Genomic DNA, 19,120 nt, shown 5'->3' with positions numbered 1-19,120 from the left:
TAAAGCTTAGGTTAACGCGCCTAGGATCAGAAAGTGGAACTTCGTTATCAAAATTTTATGTAACAGTTGTTTGATGTGTCTTTACAGTTCTCAAGCTGTTAATTCACATTTTTCCGCTTGACTAAATGCTGGCACAAATAAAATCAGGGTTGTCAAGAATAGCTTCATGTCAATTTATAAGGAGCAGAAGGAGGCTGAAATTCAACTTAATTCACAGAATAAATTGCCAATATTTTTACTTGAGAATTACTCAATAACTATTTTTAGCTTGCCTTAAAGATCTAAGCTCGTTTAACAAAAAATTAGCCTCTATTGAGCTTATTTAAAGCTGTTTTCCCCTTTAACAAACTGTCAAAAATCCGCCTTCCCTAACCGTTGATCAATACCTGCCTGTTGCATCAAAAGCGATCGCTCGTTTACAACCAGATAAATACTTGTATGAGCTCAGTTCACGAGTCAGAGTTCCATTCTCTAACCCAGGCAGTTTACAGTGCAAAAAGCAGCATGTGTGATAGGAGTTCAGCCCGGATGAAAAACCACAATCGATTTGTCTCTAGGTTGAGTTGGATGGGTGTGGCTGTGCTGCTCCAGCTAGGATTGTTTCACACCAGTTGGGGTGGGCAAATGGGATCACGATTCGTTGCTCAGGCTCAATCCAGCCAAACTGCTGAGGGGTTAATGCAGCAAGGCTTGCAAGCGGTTCAGCAAGGCAAACTAGAGCCAGCGATCGCGGCTTTCCAAAAAGCAACCCAGCTAAACCCCACTCTGGCAGCAGCTCACTACAATTTAGGTCTAGCACTTCGCCAAAAAGGTGAGCTGCAACCCGCCGCCAATGCCTTTTATCAAGCGGCTCAGGTAGACCCGAAATTTGCCCTGGCCTATGCCAATTTAGGCGCAGCGTTGTTAGAAGGAAATAATTTAGAGCAAGCCAAAGAATATTTGCAGCGATCGCTAGAACTAGACCCGAAGCTGGGTTTAGCTCATTACAACTTGGGCTTGGTGCTAGAACAGCAAGGTGCTTTAGATCAGGCGATCGCAACGTTTAAGCGGGCACAACAGCTTAGCCCCACCGCCCCAGAACCTGCCTATCATCTCGGTGTGGTTTATATGCAGCAGGGCAAAATGTCTGAGGCGATCGCAGCTCTACGTGAAGCGATTAAAATTAGCCCCAAGTATCCCGAAGCGCATTACAACTTGGGATCGATTTTGATGAAGCAGGGACAGTTGCCAGAAGCTTTGGCAGCTTTTAGACAGGCGGCAGAGGCAAACTCTAACTATGCCAATGCTTACTACGGGGCTGGGTTAGTGTTTCTGCGGCAAGGGCAGTACAAAGATGCCCAACAGGTCTTGCAGTACGCTAAAGACCTCTACACCGCTCAAAACAATACTGCCTGGGCCGCCAATGCTGAACAGCAACTAAAACAGGCTCAGGCAGGTAGTGCGTCAGTACCTTGAGACCCAGCCTAATGTGGGCCGAGTTAGTTGAATGAATCTAGATCCAGCGCTTGTGAGCCACCCTGCTCTAGCTGGATCAAAATTTTGCCCAACTGCGACCAAACTAGCCAACTAGTAAAGAGTGATAGGGGAAAAGAGAGGGCGTAGGACAACTTGGTGCTAAAGCCAAAGATTTCCATCCCAGAACCTAGAAAGAGACAGGCACCTGCGGTGATTCCTACAAAAGGCACAAAAAGCTGCATGCCTTGCAACGCTGCGAGGGTGCGAGTAGAGCGATTTTTGGCCCAATCTTGTACCGCTTGCTTCAGAGTCGCCTCAAATGCGACCCCAGAAGTGATGCTGATCAGGAGGCCAGCAACCAGTAAGAAGTAGGGAGGGTCAGGGAAAGTAAACACAAAGAACTCCTAATATGCAGTTGCTGACGCTCAATTGTATCAATCTATGAAGGTATTGGTTCGCCTTACGGCTACAGCTTAGTTTTGCGGAGGAGTCTGCCAGCTAGCAAATGGCATCGTGGGCAGCAACGCCGCCGCTCCCTGCATTGAAGCTCCAGCCAATGCTCCCCAAGCAGCACTGAAGAGACGAGCAGGCTTGAGTTCGTCTTTAATCAAGTTCCAGAGCCGCTGAACTTCCTCGGTGTGCAGGCGATCGTCCTCGATTAGAGCAAGGATGAGCTGTTGGCGCAGGAAGGTGGCCTCTGGCGACAGCAAATATTGCAGACCAAGCTGAGCCGTCGGTAATAAATCAAAGTTGGTATCAGAACGGGCGATCGCGATTAGATCTTCCAGTCGCTGCCACTGAAATCTACCATTCTTGAACAGCACCTCAATTAGCCTGCGTCGCAGCTCAGGTGATTCTCCCTTCAACAACCGCTGAGCCACGTAGGGGTAAGCCACATCCACAATTTTGAACTGAGTATTCAAGCTCAGTGCTAGCCCTTCTTGCGTCACCAAGGAACGAATAATTAGGGCAAACTTAGCCGGAACGCGGAACGGATAGTCGTACATCAGTTCCGAGAACTTGTCGGTAATGGTTTTGAAGTTAAAGTCGGCGACGCTTTCGCCCATGATATCGCCCAATACGCTTTCTAGCGCCGGAACAATCGGCCAGATGTTGGTATCAGGAGCCAGAAAACCGAGTTTGACAAAGTCTGCGGCTAAATCCACATAGTCTTTGTTGATTAGATGTACCACCGAGTCCACCAAGGTTTCTTTGTTGGTTTCGCTCAGTTGATCCATCATGCCGAAGTCAATATAAGCCATGCGACCGTCGGGCATCGCAAACAAGTTACCAGGGTGTGGGTCGGCGTGGAAGAAGCCAAACTCTAGAAGTTGGCGCAACCCAGAAGTGACCCCGATGCGGATTAAGGTATCTGTATCCAATCCTGCGGCTTTAATGCTTTCGGTGTCAGTGAGCTTGAAGCCGTGAATCCATTCCAGCGTCAGGACGCGAGTATTGCTGTAGCTCCAGTAGATACTAGGAACTTTTACCGTGGGGTCGTCGCGGAAGTTATCAGCAAACTTCTCAGCGTTGTATCCCTCATGCAAATAGTCGATTTCTTCGAACAGCTTGATGCCGAACTCATCCACAATCAAGGTGAGATCGTGTCCTAGATTCAGGGGTAGCCAAGGACCGAGCCAAGTTGCAGCCCAGCGCATCAAGTACAAATCTAATGTCAGCGTCGGGAGCAAATTGGGCCGTTGCACTTTGACGGCAACTTCTTCCCCGCTGTAAAGCCGCGCCCGATACACTTGCCCTAAGCTGGCAGCTGCGATCGGTTCTGGGGAAATCTGCGCGTAAATCTCGTCAACTGCGTAGCCTAATTCTTCTTCAAGAATGCCAAAGGCGATCGCCGTAGGAAAAGGTGGTAACTGGTCTTGTAGCTTCACCAGCTCTTCTAAAAAGTCTTTTCGGACTAAGTCTGGTCTAGTAGAGAGCGCTTGCCCCACTTTGATAAAGGTTGGCCCCAAGCGAGTGAGCAAAATTCGCAGTTGAGTGGCTCGTTTGAACTTGTTGGCTTCGGTGCGGTGCTGCCATTCGTCTAACTTCAAGCCGAGCACAAACCAGGCAAAGGACCAAAGAATGTTAAGAGCACGCCAGATAGCTTGGAGAGGGCGATAGCGGAAATGACGGGCGATCGCCTGAGCGTCATATTTGCGAGTGGAGAGTGGTTTTTCGCGGTGAGCACGCCAGCTAAGGTCGGTGGAACGCGGTTGTGTTTCTACTGCAGAAACCAGTGGATGCTGACTCACGCCTCTTTACGCCTCTTTGTGCGGGATTAACGTCTCAAAAGCCTGACAGTCGCAGTGAAAAGTTGCACCTTGACCTGTCACTCGGCCTACCCAGTCCCTACTGACTTTCGACTAGAGTTTACGGGTGACTTCCCAAGCTGCGGTTAGGCCAGACCTCTAAAATCTTTATCTTTTTATTAACTATAGTATAGGAAACTACAAACACTCAGCGTATAAATGCAGCCAGAGTTAACTTTTGTATCAGAGCTAGCTTCTATTCTAGGGGTTTGGCAGCGAGTGAAAATCCAAAACTCTGGGCCACGCAAACTCATGAGCAAATTAGTCCTACCCGCAAGAGAGCTAGGAAATTGTGAATATTGCTATAGTTTCGTATTGAATTGCTGACAGCAACGGTTTGACTAAGACGCAGAACAGGCAGATCAATCGGTAGATCTTGCTGAGCAAGTAGCCAGTAAGTCTTGCTGAGCAACACAAACATACTCAAGGCTTTCGCTTGTAGTTTTCCCGATCAGCTCCGACACTCGACAGCAGCAGTTAGGCAATCTTTCAAGCTGTAAATAACTTGGTCTTGCTCTGCCACAGACAGCTCTGGAAACATAGGCAGCGACAAAACTTCGTGGGACATTTGCTCAGACACAGGCAATTGACCTGGCTGATAGCCTAAGTCCTGATAAATCGATTGCAGATGTAAGGGCAATGGGTAGTAAACAATAGAGCCAACGCCACGGCTTTGCAATTCCTGCCGTACCCAATCTCGTAAGGCCCCAGGCTCGGTGCGGTGCTTGGGAGCATCCGGGGTACTCGCGAGGCGAATTGTGTACTGGTTCCACACCGATTGACCACCACTGATTTCTTGAGGCGGAATAATGTGGGGAATGCGGCTAAGCAGTTGTTGATAGCGCTCAGCAACTTGACGGCGTTGGGCATTCCACTCGTCTAGAAACCGCAGCTTGATTTGTAGTACCACCGCTTGTACGGCATCTAAGCGGCTATTCATCCCGATCGCATCATGGTAGTAGCGCGTTTGGCTGCCATGCTCTTTCAGCATCCGAATAGTGGCCGCGATCGCTGGATCGTTGGTGGTGATTGCGCCCCCGTCTCCGGCTGCGCCTAAATTTTTGGTGGGATAGAAGCTAAAGCAACCCACATGGCCGATACTGCCAACCTTTTTCCCAACCCATTCTGCTCCCGTAGCCTGAGCACAGTCTTCAATTACTGCTAAGTTATGCGCTTCTGCGATCGCCATCAGTCGGGTCATATCTACGGGCTGACCAAACAAATGCACCGGGATAATGGCGCGAGTTTTTTCAGTAATGGCAGCTTCGATGAGGTTGAGGTCGAGATTGAACGTATTCGCATCAATATCGACAAAAACAGGGGTGGCTCCCACCGCACTGATCACTTCTGCGGTTGCGAAAAAGGTAAAGGGAGGGGCAATTACTTCGTCTCCAGGCCCAATCTCTAAAGCTCGGAGCGCTAAGAAGAGAGCGTCAGTACCAGAGTTACAGGCAACACATTCAGAGGTACCCGTGTAGGCGGCAAACTGCTGCTCAAATCCTGAAACGGCGGGACCACCAATGTAGCCACCAGAACCCAGAACCTGGAGCACGGCTGCATTGACTTCTTCGCTAATCGTTTGAAATTGCCGCGTCAGGTCGAGCAGAGGGACTTTATTCACTACGTTTGCACCACAAGTCTTGCTAGGTTAATGAAATCAAATTTTGTTAAAAAATGGAATCCGCCATTCCTCGGCTTTACCAGTTCTTAGAATAAGGCCGCCCTCAAATTGTTTCAGCTCTGGCAAAATCAGGAAAACACGTTGGCAGGTCAGAACTTGTGGATACGTTGATAAAGCTAGATACGTTAGATCTGGCTTGGGCACTGGGAATGATGGCGATCGCGATCGGCTTATCAGCTTGGCAGCGGGTGGGTTTAGAGTGGAATCTAGCCATTGCGACCGGGCGAACCATTATTCAGTTGGTGATGGTTGGCTATGTACTGGAGCTGGTGTTCACTATCGAAAATCCTTGGGTAGTGCTGGCTATTATTGCAGGGATGCTGACGATCGCAACAGTTGTCGCCCGTAATCGCATCAGCAAAAAGATTCCGCGTCTGCTGCCACTACTTTGGGGGTCGATTTTTGTCGCTGCCGCTTTGACTTTGAGCTACACCAACTTGCTCGTGATTCGTCCGGACGTTTGGTACTCGCCCCAATATTTGGTTCCACTAGCGGGGATTGTATTAGGCAACGCCATGAATGGAGCCTCGATCGCGGGAGAACGCCTAGCCAGCACAATCAGTAACAGTCGCCTAGAAATTGAAACTTTTTTGAGTTTGGGGGCAACTCCAGAGCAAGCAGTGGCTCAATACCGTCGAGATGCCATCAAAGCAGGCATGATTCCTACCCTTAACTCGATGATGGCAGTGGGGTTAGTCACTCTACCAGGCATGATTACCGGGCAGTTACTCAGCGGGGTTAGTCCTCTGGATGCTGCTAGTTACCAAATGCTAATTATGTTTATGCTGGCGTTTACCACGCTAGTCACGACAGTATTAGTCACCAGAGGTTTATGTCGCCTCTTCTTTAATCAAGCAGCTCAATTAACGCTGTATTAAGGATTAAATTGAGCTGACGAATAGGGTAGAAGCGATCGCTGCTTTTGGTGCCGTAAATAGCTCTAACAAAAACTTAGAGAGTTGGTCGGGATAGTAGCAAATTTCCACAATTAAGACTAAAAGACCAACAAGCGGACTCTTCAATCAGGCTAATTTTTCAAAAAACTTCCGAAATAGGGTGGTAGGGGGAATCGCTTCTAGCTATTTGATTGATGACGTACCCATTGTTATTACGTTTTATATGTAATGAAAATGCCATTTCAGAATTTTAGCTAGGTTTAGAAGCATAAACCTTCTAGTAATTCATTTGCAAATGTCATGAAAAAAGCAAAAAAAACAATTATTGAAAAGCTAAAGAAAAAAGATAATATTTGTAATATATGTCAGCAAGAAGGAGAGCTGTCGGAAGATCACGTACCTCCTCAATCATGCCCTCCAGCTAAAAATATAGTTATTTCTAAGGTTCTTTATCAGATGACTGATGATAAGTCATTTCATCCAAGAATTTCTCAAAATGGGGTGACTTTCAAGACGATATGTAGAGGCTGTAACAACAAGTTGGGTAATCGGTACGACTGGGCTTTAGGCCAGTTTTCTCAAAGAGTCGAAAGTTTTCTCGAAAGTAGTTTGGCTCTGCCAGAATCTTTCGAAGTAGAGTGCCAACCAAATGCAATCATGCGTTCTATATTAGGGCATCTTCTTGCAGCAAAAACTAAAACTGATGAAGTGGTTATAGACAATCTTATAAGACCATGTCTAACAGATTCATCATTACCGATTCATGATGACATTCATATTTTTTATTGGGTATATCCTTATGAAGAAATCATAATACTTCGAGATTTTGCCATGCCAGCAGTCAGGAGTAACCTGCAAAAGCCTGGCTTCTTCAACATGATTAAGTTCTATCCAATTGCTTTTTTAATCACTCATCAGCTCTCTTCTTATGAGGGATTACTAAGCTTACATAAATTCAACCAAACTCCCCCAGATCAGAAGGCCAATATAAGAATTAATCTTCGCTCCGTTAGAAGTAATACATGGCCTGAAGAGTGCAATGGAATGGAAAATTATCTGTTACTAGGTCAAGCAGCCCATGATTCTGTTTATGCTGTTCCAAAAACCAAGACTTAATAGATTTGTTACGATTCAGCAACAGAGTCCTTTAACCATTGAACAGATAGCAGCTAAATCTTTGTTTATAGCAAACTGCTATCTGAAGAATTCGTATCACCTCAGAATTTATTTATAGTCAGCAAACATCGCCGTCAGGAGACCGTCCTGATTTATAAGTCAGTAAAGTGCGATCGCTCTTACTCTATTGAGCCGATCGCTCCCACTTTATTGACCTAGAGAAGGCACGTAACGCCCTAGCAGCGATCCGTTTTCGTCATAGAGTTCGATCGCGATATTAGAGTTTTCGCTGATGGCTTCTAGAGCCGCTTCCAAGGTTTGGATGTGGTTTCGCACATCGACTTGAGTACCAATGTCGCCATTGGCTTCTGCCGTGATTGCGGTTCGCACAAGCTTTCTGACGTGGTCAGGGTTGAGCTGCACTCTAATCAAGCCGAGACTCACCGAAAAGTCGCAAACGTTGGGAGAGCCAGCACAGGTACGGCGAAGATCAGCCCGTGCCCCTTCCAAAATATTTGCCAAACTCAGTTTATTCTCCGCTTCGGTTAACGAGTTGCCGTAGGAGCTCATCAGTGGCTGGGCTTGGTTGTAGAACAGAGTTTCTGTGGGGACTTGCTTCACTACGGCTAGGGCATCTCGCCAGTTAGCGACCGCTTGAGACCATTGGTTTTGCCGCTCATAACTTTGGGCTTGGCGAGCAAACGTCACAGCTTGGCGGTAAGCCGTAGCAGACAACTGTTCCTTAGTTTTGCGATCGCGAGCTGCCAGGATCTTCGGCTGATACTCACTGAGCAATGCTTGAGCTTCTTGATAGGCCATCGTGCCGCGAGGAACTTGCCGTAGCGTGTTGGTAGACATGCGCCAAGTTGCATCTGCCAGTTGCCAACTCGCCAAAGATTGGGCAATTCCCTGACGAGCCTCTGCTACCTGGGCGGTTGATTTAGCCTTGGCTAAGGAGGCATTCGCTTTTTGCTCTAGCGCCACCCTTTTGTTGGTCATGACGAGGTTAGCGCGGTATTCAGTCAGCTTCTTCTGCGCGATCGCATAAGCACTGCTGGTTTTAGGCACTGCCTCTAATTGCGCGATCGCCCCTCGCCACAGCTTTTGAATCTCGCTCCACTCTGCTAACGGATGTGGCGGGTTCTGACTTCTTTGGGCAGCAGCACCAGCCTGGTCTTGTGCGGATACCACTTGGGCGAGGGTCTGCTCTTGCACTTGATAAGTCTTTAGCAGCGTTTGGGCTTCCCCATGACGGCTCGACCAAGCAGGAATCGGCGCTAGAGATTGGGTCGCGGTTTCTAATTTCTGTTGGGCACTTAAAACTTCTGGCCCAGATTTGGCCGCTTGGAGGATTTGGGCTGACTCTTGACTCAGCTGCTGAGCTGTGGCGATCGCGGGACAACCACCAATCACACAAGGACGAGTCAGGGCATAAATGGCTCCTGCCAGGGCAAACAGCCCCACCCCTGCTCCAGCAACGAGTAAAGGTAAAGTGGTGCGTTGGTCTGTCTTGCTAGATTTTCGAGTTGGAACTAACTCACCACCAGACTCAGTCAGAGGTTGGAGGGCCGAAGAGAAGGGGTTATCCTCCACTGCACTCAAGTCTGGTGGATCAGAAATGTCGGTGGAGTGGATCAGGGCATTGGTAGATGCAAAGTAATGGCTGCTATCCGCTGAGTTGTCCAGTTGATTGGTGGGAGGTGTGGCGACATTACCACCTAGATTGGAGGGCGCTGTGGGTTCCAGGGTCAAGGCATGGCTAGCGTAAGGCTGTTGTTGCCCAGCAACTCGTAAATACAGCCGCACTGCGCCCTTAAACTCGGACTCAGACAAGGCGGGTTGTAGAAATTCTAAGGCTTGCTCTAGAAGCGTGAATACGGCTTGGGGAGTGGGTGGGTTAATACCGGGGGAGTGCTGGCCTAAAATCATGAGGACGCCTTGTTTGAGCGCACACTGAATCTGGATCGGCACTGGCTGGGCTAACTCGGATTGCAAATATTGCTGCAATTGCCGTCCTAGCGCTTGTAAGTTACCCTGATGCACTGCGGTTTCCATAGGGCGATACCCCTTCCACCTGTTAATTGAAAAATGTAAATGCAACTTCCAGTTCCAGGTTGCCCAATGGAGAAGTTGCGATCGCGACCGTATCCATACAATCTACATCCTGCTTGTGGGTGATTTCGGCCTAACTTAACCGTCAGTTGCAGAAAGTTTAGAAAATGTAGAAAAACGGCAAAACGAATGGAAATCTTAATTGTTGAGGATGAGGCTGAAATTGCCCAGCTGATTCAACTGTATTTAGAAAAAGAAGGATTTTCCTGCCGAGTTTGTCGGGATGGCATCACGGCGCTGCAAGTGTTTTCAGAGCAAAAGCCAGATTTGGTCATCCTAGATCTGATGATTCCGGGTCTAGATGGCTTAGAAGTTTGCGCCCGGATTCGGCAACGTCCTGGGGCGAAAGATCCCTACATCTTGATGCTGACGGCTAAAGGTGAAGAGATTGATCGCATTATCGGGTTGTCTACTGGAGCCGATGACTACCTGGTGAAGCCCTTTAGCCCACGAGAATTGGTAGCACGGGTACGAGCGCTGTTGCGGCGGACGCTACGACAAGGGGGCCAAAGTCAAACTTACCGCACCCAGCATTTTCTGATTGATCTGGAGCAGCGCACCGCTTCCCGGTTTAGCGAGGGTGTGACAGAGGGCGATCGCGCAGAAGCATTGGATCTAACCACCCTAGAGTTTGAGCTGTTAGCCACGTTTATGAGTTACCCAGGACGAGCTTGGAACCGCACCCAACTCATCGACAAACTTTGGGGTAGTAACTTTTTTGGTGATGAACGGGTGGTAGATACCCATGTCGCGCGACTCCGCAAAAAAATTGAGCCCGACCCCGCAAATCCCACGTTCATAAAAACGGTGATCGGGGTGGGCTACAAATTTGAGGATCAAGTACAAGCTTGAAGTTAGGCTAGGTCAAACAGCAAAAGTTCTGCACCTGTATCGCTGCTGAGGTCTAGCTGCTCTCCAGCGGCGATCGCGACACCATCTCCTTCTCGGAGGAGTTGATCGCCCCAAGTCACCATACCTTTCGCTACTTGTAACCAGCCATAGCGTTCTGGCTGAAGGGCATAGGTGAGGCGATCGCCTGCGGCCAAGATAGACACGTACAGGTCAACGTTTTGGTGAATCGTGACGGCTCCGTTACGGCCATCTTTAGCACCAATCAAGCGCCATTGACCTTGCTTTTCCTCTAGAGGAAAGTCACGCTGCTCGTACCGAGGTTTCAACCCTGTCTCATCTGGCAGAATCCAGATTTGTAAGAAGTGAGCAGGGTCAGTGCCGGAAGCGTTGAACTCGCTGTGGGTGATGCCTGTGCCCGCACTCATCACCTGGGCTTCCCCTGGTTTAATGATGGCACCGTTGCCCAAGCTATCTTTGTGCTCTAAAGCTCCTTCTAGCACGTAGGTAAGAATTTCCATATCCCGGTGGCTATGGGCGGGAAATCCAGCGCCGGGAGTGATGCGATCGTCATTGATCACCCGTAAAGTCCGGAAGCCCATCCGACTGGGGTCATAGAAGTTGCCGAAGGAGAAGGTGTGATAGCTGTCGAGCCAGCCGATTTTAGTGCGACCACGGGCATTGCGATCATGAATTAGGTTACTCACTGTCCCTTGGGTCATGGCTTAAACCTCGTAATAAAGGCGATCGCTGAAAACACTCCTAGTGTGTTGCGTCAGGGAAGTATTTTTCAGCTGAAATCTTGCTGGAATCCAAATGAAATTGGCTATTTCTTGGATGTCTTCCTACTTTAAACTAGTTAGCATTGATATGGGAAGTACATACTTAAAAGTGCAATACTATCCAAAAAGATACTAAGCAAAACAACTGGGTTTGAAGTTAGCCTAGAGCTAACGTAAGCGAGCTAGGGTTGGGGTCATAGGTTAAGAGATAGCACTGGTGAAATAGCACTAGCGATCGCGAACGATTAGATTCAGGACATTGAGCATTTGTGAGTAAGATTGGGCTGCAAGGGCGATTGTTTTTGTCCCACGTCATCGTCATGGTGGTAGGGCTGAGTACCCTCATCACAGTGGGCAAGTTTTATTCACCTCGCTTATTTGTGTTGCATTTAGCCAAGTTAGAAGGAAGTGGATTTAAGTTAGGTTATGTGCGCTACCAACTGATTAAAGGATTTGAGTATGCCTGGGGACGCGGAGCGCTTTGGTCAGTCGTGGTCGGCGGTTCTACTGCGGGAGGGCTGAGCTATTTAGTGGCGCGGCGCATTGTCAAGCCCCTGACTCAAATGGAAGCTATCACCCAGAAATTTGCTTCTGGCAACCTCAGTGAGCGCATGCCTGCCAACGACATTCGTGAGTTGCATCGGCTGGCAGCAAGTTTTAATCGCATGGCAGCCGATCTGCAAGGAGTAGAACAACGGCGGCGGGAGTTAGTGAGCGATCTAACCCATGAGTTGCGCACTCCTCTAACTGTAGTTGAAGGGTATTTAGAAGGCTTGGCAGATGGCACAATTGAACCTTCTGTTGATATCTATCAACGCTTGGCGAAGGAAACCAGACGGTTACGGCGCTTGGTGAATGACCTGCAAGAACTCTCCCAAGCCGAAGCAGGATATCTGCCCATTCATGCCCAAAAGTTGGAATTACCTGCTTTGTTGACGGCATTAATTCAGAAGTTTTCTGACCAACTGCTGGAAGAAGGGCCAAAGTTACATCTAGACTGTCCTGCTGCTCTCCCTCTGGCATTGGCCGATCCAGAACGAGTTGAACAAATTTTGATCAATTTATTAGGGAATGCGCTGCAATATACCGAGCAGGGATCGATTACAGTGCGAACTTGGAGTGAGGCAGGAAAAGTCTGGATTGCAGTAGTAGATACGGGTGTAGGCATTGCTCCAGCCGATCTACCCCATGTCTTTGAGCGCTTCTGGCGATCGGACCCATCGCGCGATCGCAGTTCTGGTGGTACCGGAATTGGGTTATCCATTTCCCGCCGCTTGGTAGAGCTGCAAGGTGGCGAAATTGAAGTGGAGAGCCAAATGGGAAAGGGTAGTACCTTTAGATTTTCCTTACCCTTAGCTTGAATAACCCACTCCTTGAGGTGAGCCACATCCAATGACAAAACTTTGTGATGTTGTGGTCACGAAGATGCCAAGCAAAATCGCTAAAGTCAGGCTGTTGGCACAATGGTAATCCCTATGTCTCCCCTCTCATTAGCGATTCTTCTGGTGAGTCTCGCCCTGACTTTAGGTGTGGTTGCAATTAGCTATCTATTTCCTCCTAATCGCTTTCCTGACTAATAGTGCTACTGCTTGTGGATCTGTGTTGCAGGTAAACACACCATAGGCCAGCAAAATCGGCACCCAAAATCCGCAACCAAGTAATCCGCAACCCAAGATCCGCAACCCAAGATCCGCAACTAGTATCGGCAATCAGAGAGTTAACCCTCTAGTCGGGCAGCACAGAGGGCAGCTCCAATTAAGCCAACCTGAGGATTTAAGATAATATGCACTGGGACTCGCTCTAGCAATGGGCTAATTCTGCCCTTTTGGCCGAACGCTTGGATAAACAAACCAGTCTGCATTAACGGCAAAATTTTGCTAGCAATGCCACCCGCCACATAAAGGCCCCCGTAGGGTAGGAGTTTCAGTGCTAAGTTGCCTGCTTCAACCCCATAAGCTTCCACAAAGATTTGCATCGCTTGCTCACAGAGCCGATCTGTCTCTTCTAAGGCAGCAGTGGCGATCGCAGCAGCGGGGTCTACTGTTTTTTCGCTACGGCCTGCTTCTTGCTCCCAAATCCGTACAATCTGCCCCACCGGAGACTCGGCTGCAATGGGTTGAGCACTGCTTGTAAATTGGCGATCGCGCAAGAACTGATAAATTGCAGTAATGCCTTGACCAGAAACTACGCGCTCTACAGAAATCCGTTGAATGTTGTTGCGATCCAGTAAATACTTTAGCAGTTGAAACTCTAGCTCGGAGCGAGGCGAAAAGTCAGCGTGCCCCCCTTCGGAGCCAAACACTTCATAGCCGTTGTTGCAAGGAATCAGAAATCCTTCACCTAAGCCAGTTCCTGCCCCAATTACCCCGATGGGAGCACTAGGATCTGGTTTACCTGCTTGCAAGGTGAGTAAGTCTTCTGACTCCAAGCCCACGACTCCATACCCTACCGCCACAAAATCATTGATTAGCCGTACATGCTTGAGGGCTAGCTCTTCTTCTAGCCGCTTGCCATCGAGAGACCAACCTAAATTTGTCAAAATGGAGGTGTTGTTGACCACAGGCCCAGCGATCGCAAAGCAAGCTTCTTGGGGCGTGAGAGCATAGCCTACTTTTTCTGCGGCTTCCTTGTAGAACTGCTGCACCATCGGCACTAAGTCAGGAAAGTGCTGACTAGAGTAGCGGGCTTCGTAGAGTGTTTTAAGATTGACTCTGGCTTGAGGTGATGTAGTTTGGGCTTCGACTAAGCGCAGGATCGTTTTAGTGCCGCCAATATCTCCCGCTAATAGCAACGTCATAGCTCTTATGTCCTCCCTCTCAACGCTAACTAAAACAAGGGGCTGCCCTAGAAGGCAACTCCAATCGTAAGTGTAAGGCGTGGCTCCTGTTTACAACTCCCTGAATAGTGATAAATTCCGCTCACCTAGACCTCTGACCTGATATGCCGTCCATGAACAGTTCGATCGCTGATCTGCGTAAAGACTACGCCCTACAAGCCCTCACCGAAGCAGAAGCCCATCCTGATCCGTTTCAGCAGTTTCAAATTTGGTTTGATCAAGCGATCGCGGCCCAGCTCCATGAACCAAACGCGATGACCTTGGCGACCGCAACCAAAACAGGAATGCCTTCGGCCCGTATCGTGCTGCTGAAAGGCTTTGATTCGCGAGGCTTTGTGCTCTATACCAACTACAACAGCCGCAAAGGCCAAGAGCTAGGCGAAAATCCCCAGGCAGTCTTGGTGTTTTGGTGGGCCGAGCTAGAGCGCCAAGTCCGCATTGAAGGTCGCGTGGAGAAAGTGGCAGAGTCAGAAGCCGATGCCTACTTTCAGAGTCGTCCCCGTGGCAGTCGTTTAGGAGCCTGGGCTTCCAATCAAAGCCAGGTGATCCGCGATCGCGAAGTGTTAGTCCAACGTTTGCAAGCCTTAACCGAGCAATACCAAGACCAAGAAATTCCTCGACCGCCTCATTGGGGGGGCTACCGGGTGATACCGACAGCGATCGAATTTTGGCAAGGTCGTCCCAGTCGCCTCCACGATCGCTTACGTTATCGCCAAGCAGGAAATGGTCAATGGTTGATTGAGCGTTTAGCGCCTTGAGTTGCTACAGCATTGCAGCGACGGGAGTGTTCCATGCAGCTCCATGAGCTAGACCACTGGTTTGCCCCAGCCTGCCAGCAGCACTACATTGTGTTGTTGTCTGGGCGGATTGGCCTGACTCGGCGGCGAGCGGAATGTTTCGTGCGGTTATGGGCCTACTTGGTTCTCAAGCGGCAACAAGCCATGACTCAACTGCCACCGATTCCGATCACCCAATTGCAGCCGTTAGCGGAGCCAGTTGCTTGTAGTCATCGGGAAGCGGCGCAACTGTTTTACACAGGTAAAGCGCAAGGAAGCGATCGCGCAGCAGGCATGATGCTAAACCAACTCGTTGCCTTAGGGCTGGTTGACAAGCAGTTTGATGGCAACGGTCTCCTAGTCAGCATTCGAGCCATTCCAGAGCTAACTGAACCATCTGGCTCCTTCAATCTTGCAGATGTACAGCCGGATGCCTTTAATCCCCGGACGGATGCCATTGCGATGGCTAGCTTGCTGGCGCATACCTATGGCTGGCTAGTCAGGGATGCCGCGATCGCTCAACCCAAAATCATTAAAACCCTGCGGGCTTGGGCACAACAATATCCGACGGGCATGCGAGTTTTGCGACGCTGCGATAACCTCCAGCCTGTAGGCATGTCAATTTTATTCCCGGTAATGAGTGAGTCTGAAGTCAATTTCTTTATCCCACCCGCCAAGAGCTTTTACTTGACTTCCAAGGCCAAGAGCGACCCATTCCAGATGGCATCTCCGGGAGATGTGAATTGTACGACTGTGTTCGAGCGATTTTGGATTGTTGATACTGAATATCTGCGTCGAGATTATCTCTGCCAGTTTTTAAAAGATGTGCAAACCACTCTGACAAAGATGAGACAGGATTTTCCTAACTTATGTGATCTCTACGTTGTGGTGGTACATCCGATTTATCTTTCATCCTTGGCTACTGCTTTGGGCTTTCAAAAAATTGGACAAGAGGCTTCCTTATCGGCCTACTGGATGTATCAATCAATCGATCGCTTTTTAGCGCTGGACATGAAGCAAGTCTTCGCAGATCTGCAACTTGAAGCTGCACGGTAACCTTAATAGTTCTCAGATGCCCTGTAGGCCAAACTTCTGGCGATCGCCTAGTTGCTGCTAGCAAGCTGTAAGACTTGATTGAGCTTACCGCTGCGAAACCCTTCTAAGTCGAGGGTGACGTAGAGGAAGCCGTAACTTTGAAAGGCGGCTACGAGAGTAGAAAGATCGTTAGTTAAGACAAATTCTTTGATTTGTTCTGGTGGTAGCTCAATGCGGGCCGTATCGCCTTCAGATCGTACCCGGAGATTTTGGAGTCCTAAGTCGCGCAGGTAACGCTCCGATCGCCCCACTCGCTGTAGTTTGGCGATCGTAATTTCTTCGCCGTAGGGAAAACGAGAACTGAGACAGGGTTGAGCGGGTTTGTTCCACCACGGTAAACCCAAGAGTTTGGCCAACTCCCGCACTTCCAGCTTCGAAATCCCTACTTCGGCTAGGGGCGATCGCGCTCCCCGTTCTTTGGCTGCTTGGATGCCCGGACGGTAGTCTTGTAAATCGTCGGCATTCACGCCATCGACGACGTAAGGGTAGCCCCGCTCTAGAGCCAGTGGTTTTAAGGTGTCGTGGAGTTCACTCTTGCAGAAGTAGCAACGATTGACAGGATTAGAGGCATAGTTGGGGTTATCCATTTCATGGGTGTTAACCACCTCATGGGCGATGCCAATCTCAGCGGCTTGAATCCGCGCATCCTCTAAGTCTTCTGGCATTAAAGAGGGAGACTCTGCCGTGACTGCGAGGGCGCGATCGCCTAGGACATCGCACGCCACTTTGGCCACGAGAGTGCTATCAATGCCGCCTGAATAAGCAATCAAGGCTCGCTCCATTTCGGCGAATAAAGTCTTCAATTGCTCAAGTTTTTGTAGCGGCATGGTCTGGCAATTCCTAAGCAATAACAATCACTGAATTTCTGGCATCATCACCTCACCTAGGGTAGCGAATTTCGGCTGAGTTTTTAACCTGGCTTAAGCTTCTTGGGGCCAAACGCGATCGGAAGCCGCACCACTACCGCTGTACTTAGCCACCATTTGCGCCAATACGCTCAAGTCGATGGGTTTCGTCATGTAGTCTGTGAAGCCTGCCTCCATACAGACTTCGCGATCGCCTGTCATCGCCATTGCGGTTTGAGCAATAATTGGCAACTGCTGGTATTCCTGCCGAGAGCGTAGTTGGCGGGTCAAGGTGAGGCCATCCACCTCAGGCAAATGGATATCCATCAGCATCAAGGCGGGTAGCGAAATCGTTAAGGCTTGCCACATCTCGGCGGCACTCTGGACCCAGGTGACCTCATAGCCCAGCTTGCTTAAGTAAGCAATCAGCAGTTTGGCATTGGGAGGATGGTCTTCTACCAAGAGAACGTGATAAGGCCGAGGGTAGGGACTCAGTGCTCTAGGACGCGCCGGAGTCCGGACAGCTTTGGCATTGACAATTTTAGTCCCGGTTGCGGTGGCTTCGGCGTGGCGTATCGCAGCTTGAGCCGATGGGCTAGCAACCTGCATGGCGGTTCGCTGTAGCCGCGATCGCTGAGCACTGCGACTGGCTGAGCCAACCGGACTGGTCTTGCTGGTGGCCCGATTCGCTCTAGGCTGACTAGGGTAACCCCCAGACCGCGCACCTGAGTGGGGAGGGGTGGAACCTTCGATCAGGTTGTAAGTAGCATCACTCTCAGCCGCAATAGCAGTGGGGCTGGCTGCCGAAGCTGGCGATGACAAAGCTTCCTGGCATGCCAACTGAGACTCCAACTGAGACTCCAATTGAGACTCCAATTGGGGCTGAGTATTGAGTTGTGGAGTGAGTGGCAGCTTAATGGTGAAGCGAGCACCCTGATGTAGCTCCGACTCCACTTCCACCCAACCACCATGCAGCTCAGCCAGCTTTTGGGTTAGAGCTAAGCCCAAACCCGTTCCTTCATCTCGACTCACCACACCGTTGGCAATCTGTGAATAAGGCCGAAACAGTTGTTGCTGCTGCTCCTGAGAAATTCCTGTCCCAGTATCCCAAACGGTAAAGTGCAGAAAAATGCCAGCCAACCGCACCTGCAAACCCACCGTGCCCTTAGTTGTGAATTTTAAGGCGTTGGAGAGCAGGTTAAATAACATCTGCTTTAGCCGCAACGGGTCAGCCACAAATGTGGTCGCATGTGGATCGAGGTCAAGGCGCAACTCCAAGCCTTTGTCACTCGCTTTTTCTTTGACTAATTTAAAGACGCCGCGACAAATCTCTTCAACTTTAGTCGTTTCCCATTGCAAATCGAGTTGATTGGCCTCGATTTTGGATAAATCTAAGATGTCATTAATTAAGGCCAATAAATGCTGGCCACTAGTCAGAATAATGTTGAGATATTCTCGATGGCGTAAGCTGCTGGGGTTATAACCTTGCTCTCGTAGCAAGTGAGTAAAACCTAAGATTGAGCTCAGAGGCGTTCGAATTTCGTGGCTGGTATTGGCTAAAAACTCACTTTTAAGTTGGTTGGTACGCTCTAACTCGCGATTGCGGGTTTCCAGCTTCTGACAGTGAGGGCAAGCGGCGTTGAGTTGTCGAGCTTGCTGCACTGCGATCGCGCATTGCCGTCCGACTCGCTCAATTAAGTCAACTCTTAACTGTCTCTCCCAATCTGGCAGACTTGCTAGCCTCTCCTCACCAAACGCGTCAAACACAACCAACCAACCCAGAACGGCTCCAGCCACATCAGCAATTGGCCAAGCAGCGGGGTGAGTATGATGATGCAGGCTTTGTAAATCGCTTAGGGTGAGCAGTTCCCCCAAAGTGAATTTGAGAGGCTTGCTGGTAGCGATCGCCATTGCAGAAACTAACGGGTTGGATCGTTGCAATTGCTGAGACGCAACATGACCAATGCGGAAAGCCAACGCTACTTCTGGGGCAGAGGCTGGAGTTGCTAATGCAGCCACAGGTGTCTCGTAAGGCAGAGCGATCGCGACAATGCCGTTAGCTAAGGCAGATCTGAGTTCATTAACAATAATTTGAAAAATTTCTGCTTCTGGCTGTAAAGCCGTGGTCAGGTCTTGGGCATGAGCGTGGTGGACTAAGTGATCTGCAAGGCGATCGCTGAGTTGGCGGCAAAAGCGTTCTACCCACAGCTCAGTTTCTAGTTGCTGAATGCGGGACGTAGCGGCATTGTCTGGAGACCCGTGCGATTTCAACTCTGGTGAGGATGCTGCACCCGGTAACCCCTCCACCTGCCAACTCAAATGTTGATGTGTATTTAGCCTGTCCACTAAAATTTCGGTCTCTTTACTT

General features: G+C 49.5%; 16 protein-coding genes. 7 read left to right on the top strand and 9 right to left on the bottom strand.

Translation table 11 applies throughout. The features are described 5' to 3' along the window. Positions 1 to 528 precede the first annotated feature (528 nt). Positions 529 to 1,455, top strand: a complete 927-nt coding sequence (locus KME12_04895; protein ID MBW4487108.1) for a tetratricopeptide repeat protein — start codon at positions 529 to 531, stop codon at positions 1,453 to 1,455. A gap of 23 nt (positions 1,456 to 1,478) precedes the next feature. Here the strand turns inward: KME12_04895 and KME12_04890 are convergent, their stop codons facing one another. The 3 genes from KME12_04890 to KME12_04880 all read right to left on the bottom strand — a co-directional run bounded on the left by KME12_04890 (position 1,479) and on the right by KME12_04880 (position 5,385). Beyond that, positions 1,479 to 1,850 carry a hypothetical protein gene (locus tag KME12_04890; protein MBW4487107.1) on the bottom strand — a complete coding sequence of 124 codons (372 nt, stop codon included), beginning with the start codon at positions 1,848 to 1,850 and terminating at the stop codon, positions 1,479 to 1,481. Positions 1,851 to 1,928: 78 nt separating this feature from the next. Next, positions 1,929 to 3,707 carry an AarF/ABC1/UbiB kinase family protein gene (locus KME12_04885; protein ID MBW4487106.1) on the bottom strand — a complete coding sequence of 593 codons (1,779 nt, stop codon included), beginning with the start codon at positions 3,705 to 3,707 and terminating at the stop codon, positions 1,929 to 1,931. Between the two features lie 508 nt (positions 3,708 to 4,215). Then, positions 4,216 to 5,385: a DegT/DnrJ/EryC1/StrS family aminotransferase gene (locus KME12_04880; GenBank protein ID MBW4487105.1), complete on the bottom strand. Its 1,170-nt coding sequence runs from the start codon at positions 5,383 to 5,385 to the stop codon at positions 4,216 to 4,218. Positions 5,386 to 5,543: 158 nt separating this feature from the next. On the opposite strand from KME12_04880, the gene fetB reads away from it, so the two are divergent. Beyond that, complete coding sequence (fetB, locus tag KME12_04875) at positions 5,544 to 6,323, top strand: iron export ABC transporter permease subunit FetB (protein ID MBW4487104.1); 780 nt, start codon at positions 5,544 to 5,546, stop codon at positions 6,321 to 6,323. Between the two features lie 3 nt (positions 6,324 to 6,326). Here the strand turns inward: fetB and KME12_04870 are convergent, their stop codons facing one another. Beyond that, positions 6,327 to 6,467, bottom strand: coding sequence for a hypothetical protein (locus KME12_04870; GenBank protein MBW4487103.1), 141 nt, complete (start codon positions 6,465 to 6,467; stop codon positions 6,327 to 6,329). Positions 6,468 to 6,641: 174 nt separating this feature from the next. Here KME12_04870 and KME12_04865 point away from each other — a divergent pair, with 174 nt between their 5' ends. Continuing rightward, the gene (locus KME12_04865) at positions 6,642 to 7,457 is read left to right on the top strand and encodes a hypothetical protein (protein ID MBW4487102.1); all 816 of its coding nucleotides are present in this window, start codon (positions 6,642 to 6,644) and stop codon (positions 7,455 to 7,457) included. A 207-nt stretch (positions 7,458 to 7,664) separates the two neighbouring features. On the opposite strand, the gene KME12_04860 is transcribed toward KME12_04865, so the two are convergent. Beyond that, positions 7,665 to 9,512: a hypothetical protein gene (locus tag KME12_04860; GenBank protein ID MBW4487101.1), complete on the bottom strand. Its 1,848-nt coding sequence runs from the start codon at positions 9,510 to 9,512 to the stop codon at positions 7,665 to 7,667. Positions 9,513 to 9,698: 186 nt separating this feature from the next. Here KME12_04860 and KME12_04855 point away from each other — a divergent pair, with 186 nt between their 5' ends. Continuing rightward, complete coding sequence (locus KME12_04855; GenBank protein ID MBW4487100.1) at positions 9,699 to 10,421, top strand: response regulator transcription factor; 723 nt, start codon at positions 9,699 to 9,701, stop codon at positions 10,419 to 10,421. A gap of 2 nt (positions 10,422 to 10,423) precedes the next feature. Here KME12_04855 and KME12_04850 read toward each other — a convergent pair whose 3' ends face one another. Further along, positions 10,424 to 11,140 carry a pirin family protein gene (locus tag KME12_04850; GenBank protein ID MBW4487099.1) on the bottom strand — a complete coding sequence of 239 codons (717 nt, stop codon included), beginning with the start codon at positions 11,138 to 11,140 and terminating at the stop codon, positions 10,424 to 10,426. Between the two features lie 329 nt (positions 11,141 to 11,469). Here KME12_04850 and KME12_04845 point away from each other — a divergent pair, with 329 nt between their 5' ends. Beyond that, complete coding sequence (locus tag KME12_04845; GenBank protein ID MBW4487098.1) at positions 11,470 to 12,561, top strand: HAMP domain-containing histidine kinase; 1,092 nt, start codon at positions 11,470 to 11,472, stop codon at positions 12,559 to 12,561. 356 nt (positions 12,562 to 12,917) lie between these two features. On the opposite strand, the gene KME12_04840 is transcribed toward KME12_04845, so the two are convergent. After that, positions 12,918 to 13,997, bottom strand: coding sequence for a glucokinase (locus KME12_04840; GenBank protein ID MBW4487097.1), 1,080 nt, complete (start codon positions 13,995 to 13,997; stop codon positions 12,918 to 12,920). Positions 13,998 to 14,149: 152 nt separating this feature from the next. Here KME12_04840 and pdxH point away from each other — a divergent pair, with 152 nt between their 5' ends. Then, positions 14,150 to 14,794, top strand: coding sequence for a pyridoxamine 5'-phosphate oxidase (gene pdxH, locus KME12_04835; protein ID MBW4487096.1), 645 nt, complete (start codon positions 14,150 to 14,152; stop codon positions 14,792 to 14,794). A 33-nt stretch (positions 14,795 to 14,827) separates the two neighbouring features. Continuing rightward, positions 14,828 to 15,868, top strand: a complete 1,041-nt coding sequence (locus KME12_04830; GenBank protein ID MBW4487095.1) for a hypothetical protein — start codon at positions 14,828 to 14,830, stop codon at positions 15,866 to 15,868. Positions 15,869 to 15,915: 47 nt separating this feature from the next. Here KME12_04830 and larE read toward each other — a convergent pair whose 3' ends face one another. Continuing rightward, a complete protein-coding gene (larE, locus tag KME12_04825; GenBank protein ID MBW4487094.1) occupies positions 15,916 to 16,734 on the bottom strand; it encodes an ATP-dependent sacrificial sulfur transferase LarE in 819 nt (272 codons plus the stop codon). A gap of 93 nt (positions 16,735 to 16,827) precedes the next feature. Then, the gene (locus tag KME12_04820) at positions 16,828 to 19,098 is read right to left on the bottom strand and encodes a response regulator (protein MBW4487093.1); all 2,271 of its coding nucleotides are present in this window, start codon (positions 19,096 to 19,098) and stop codon (positions 16,828 to 16,830) included. Positions 19,099 to 19,120 lie beyond the last annotated feature (22 nt).

Source organism: Trichocoleus desertorum ATA4-8-CV12, from assembly GCA_019358975.1.
Classification (GTDB): Bacteria; Cyanobacteriota; Cyanobacteriia; order FACHB-46; family FACHB-46; genus Trichocoleus; species Trichocoleus desertorum_A.
The sequence above is the reverse complement of the archived record's forward strand: the minus strand, read 5'-3'. Positions and strand labels throughout refer to the sequence as shown.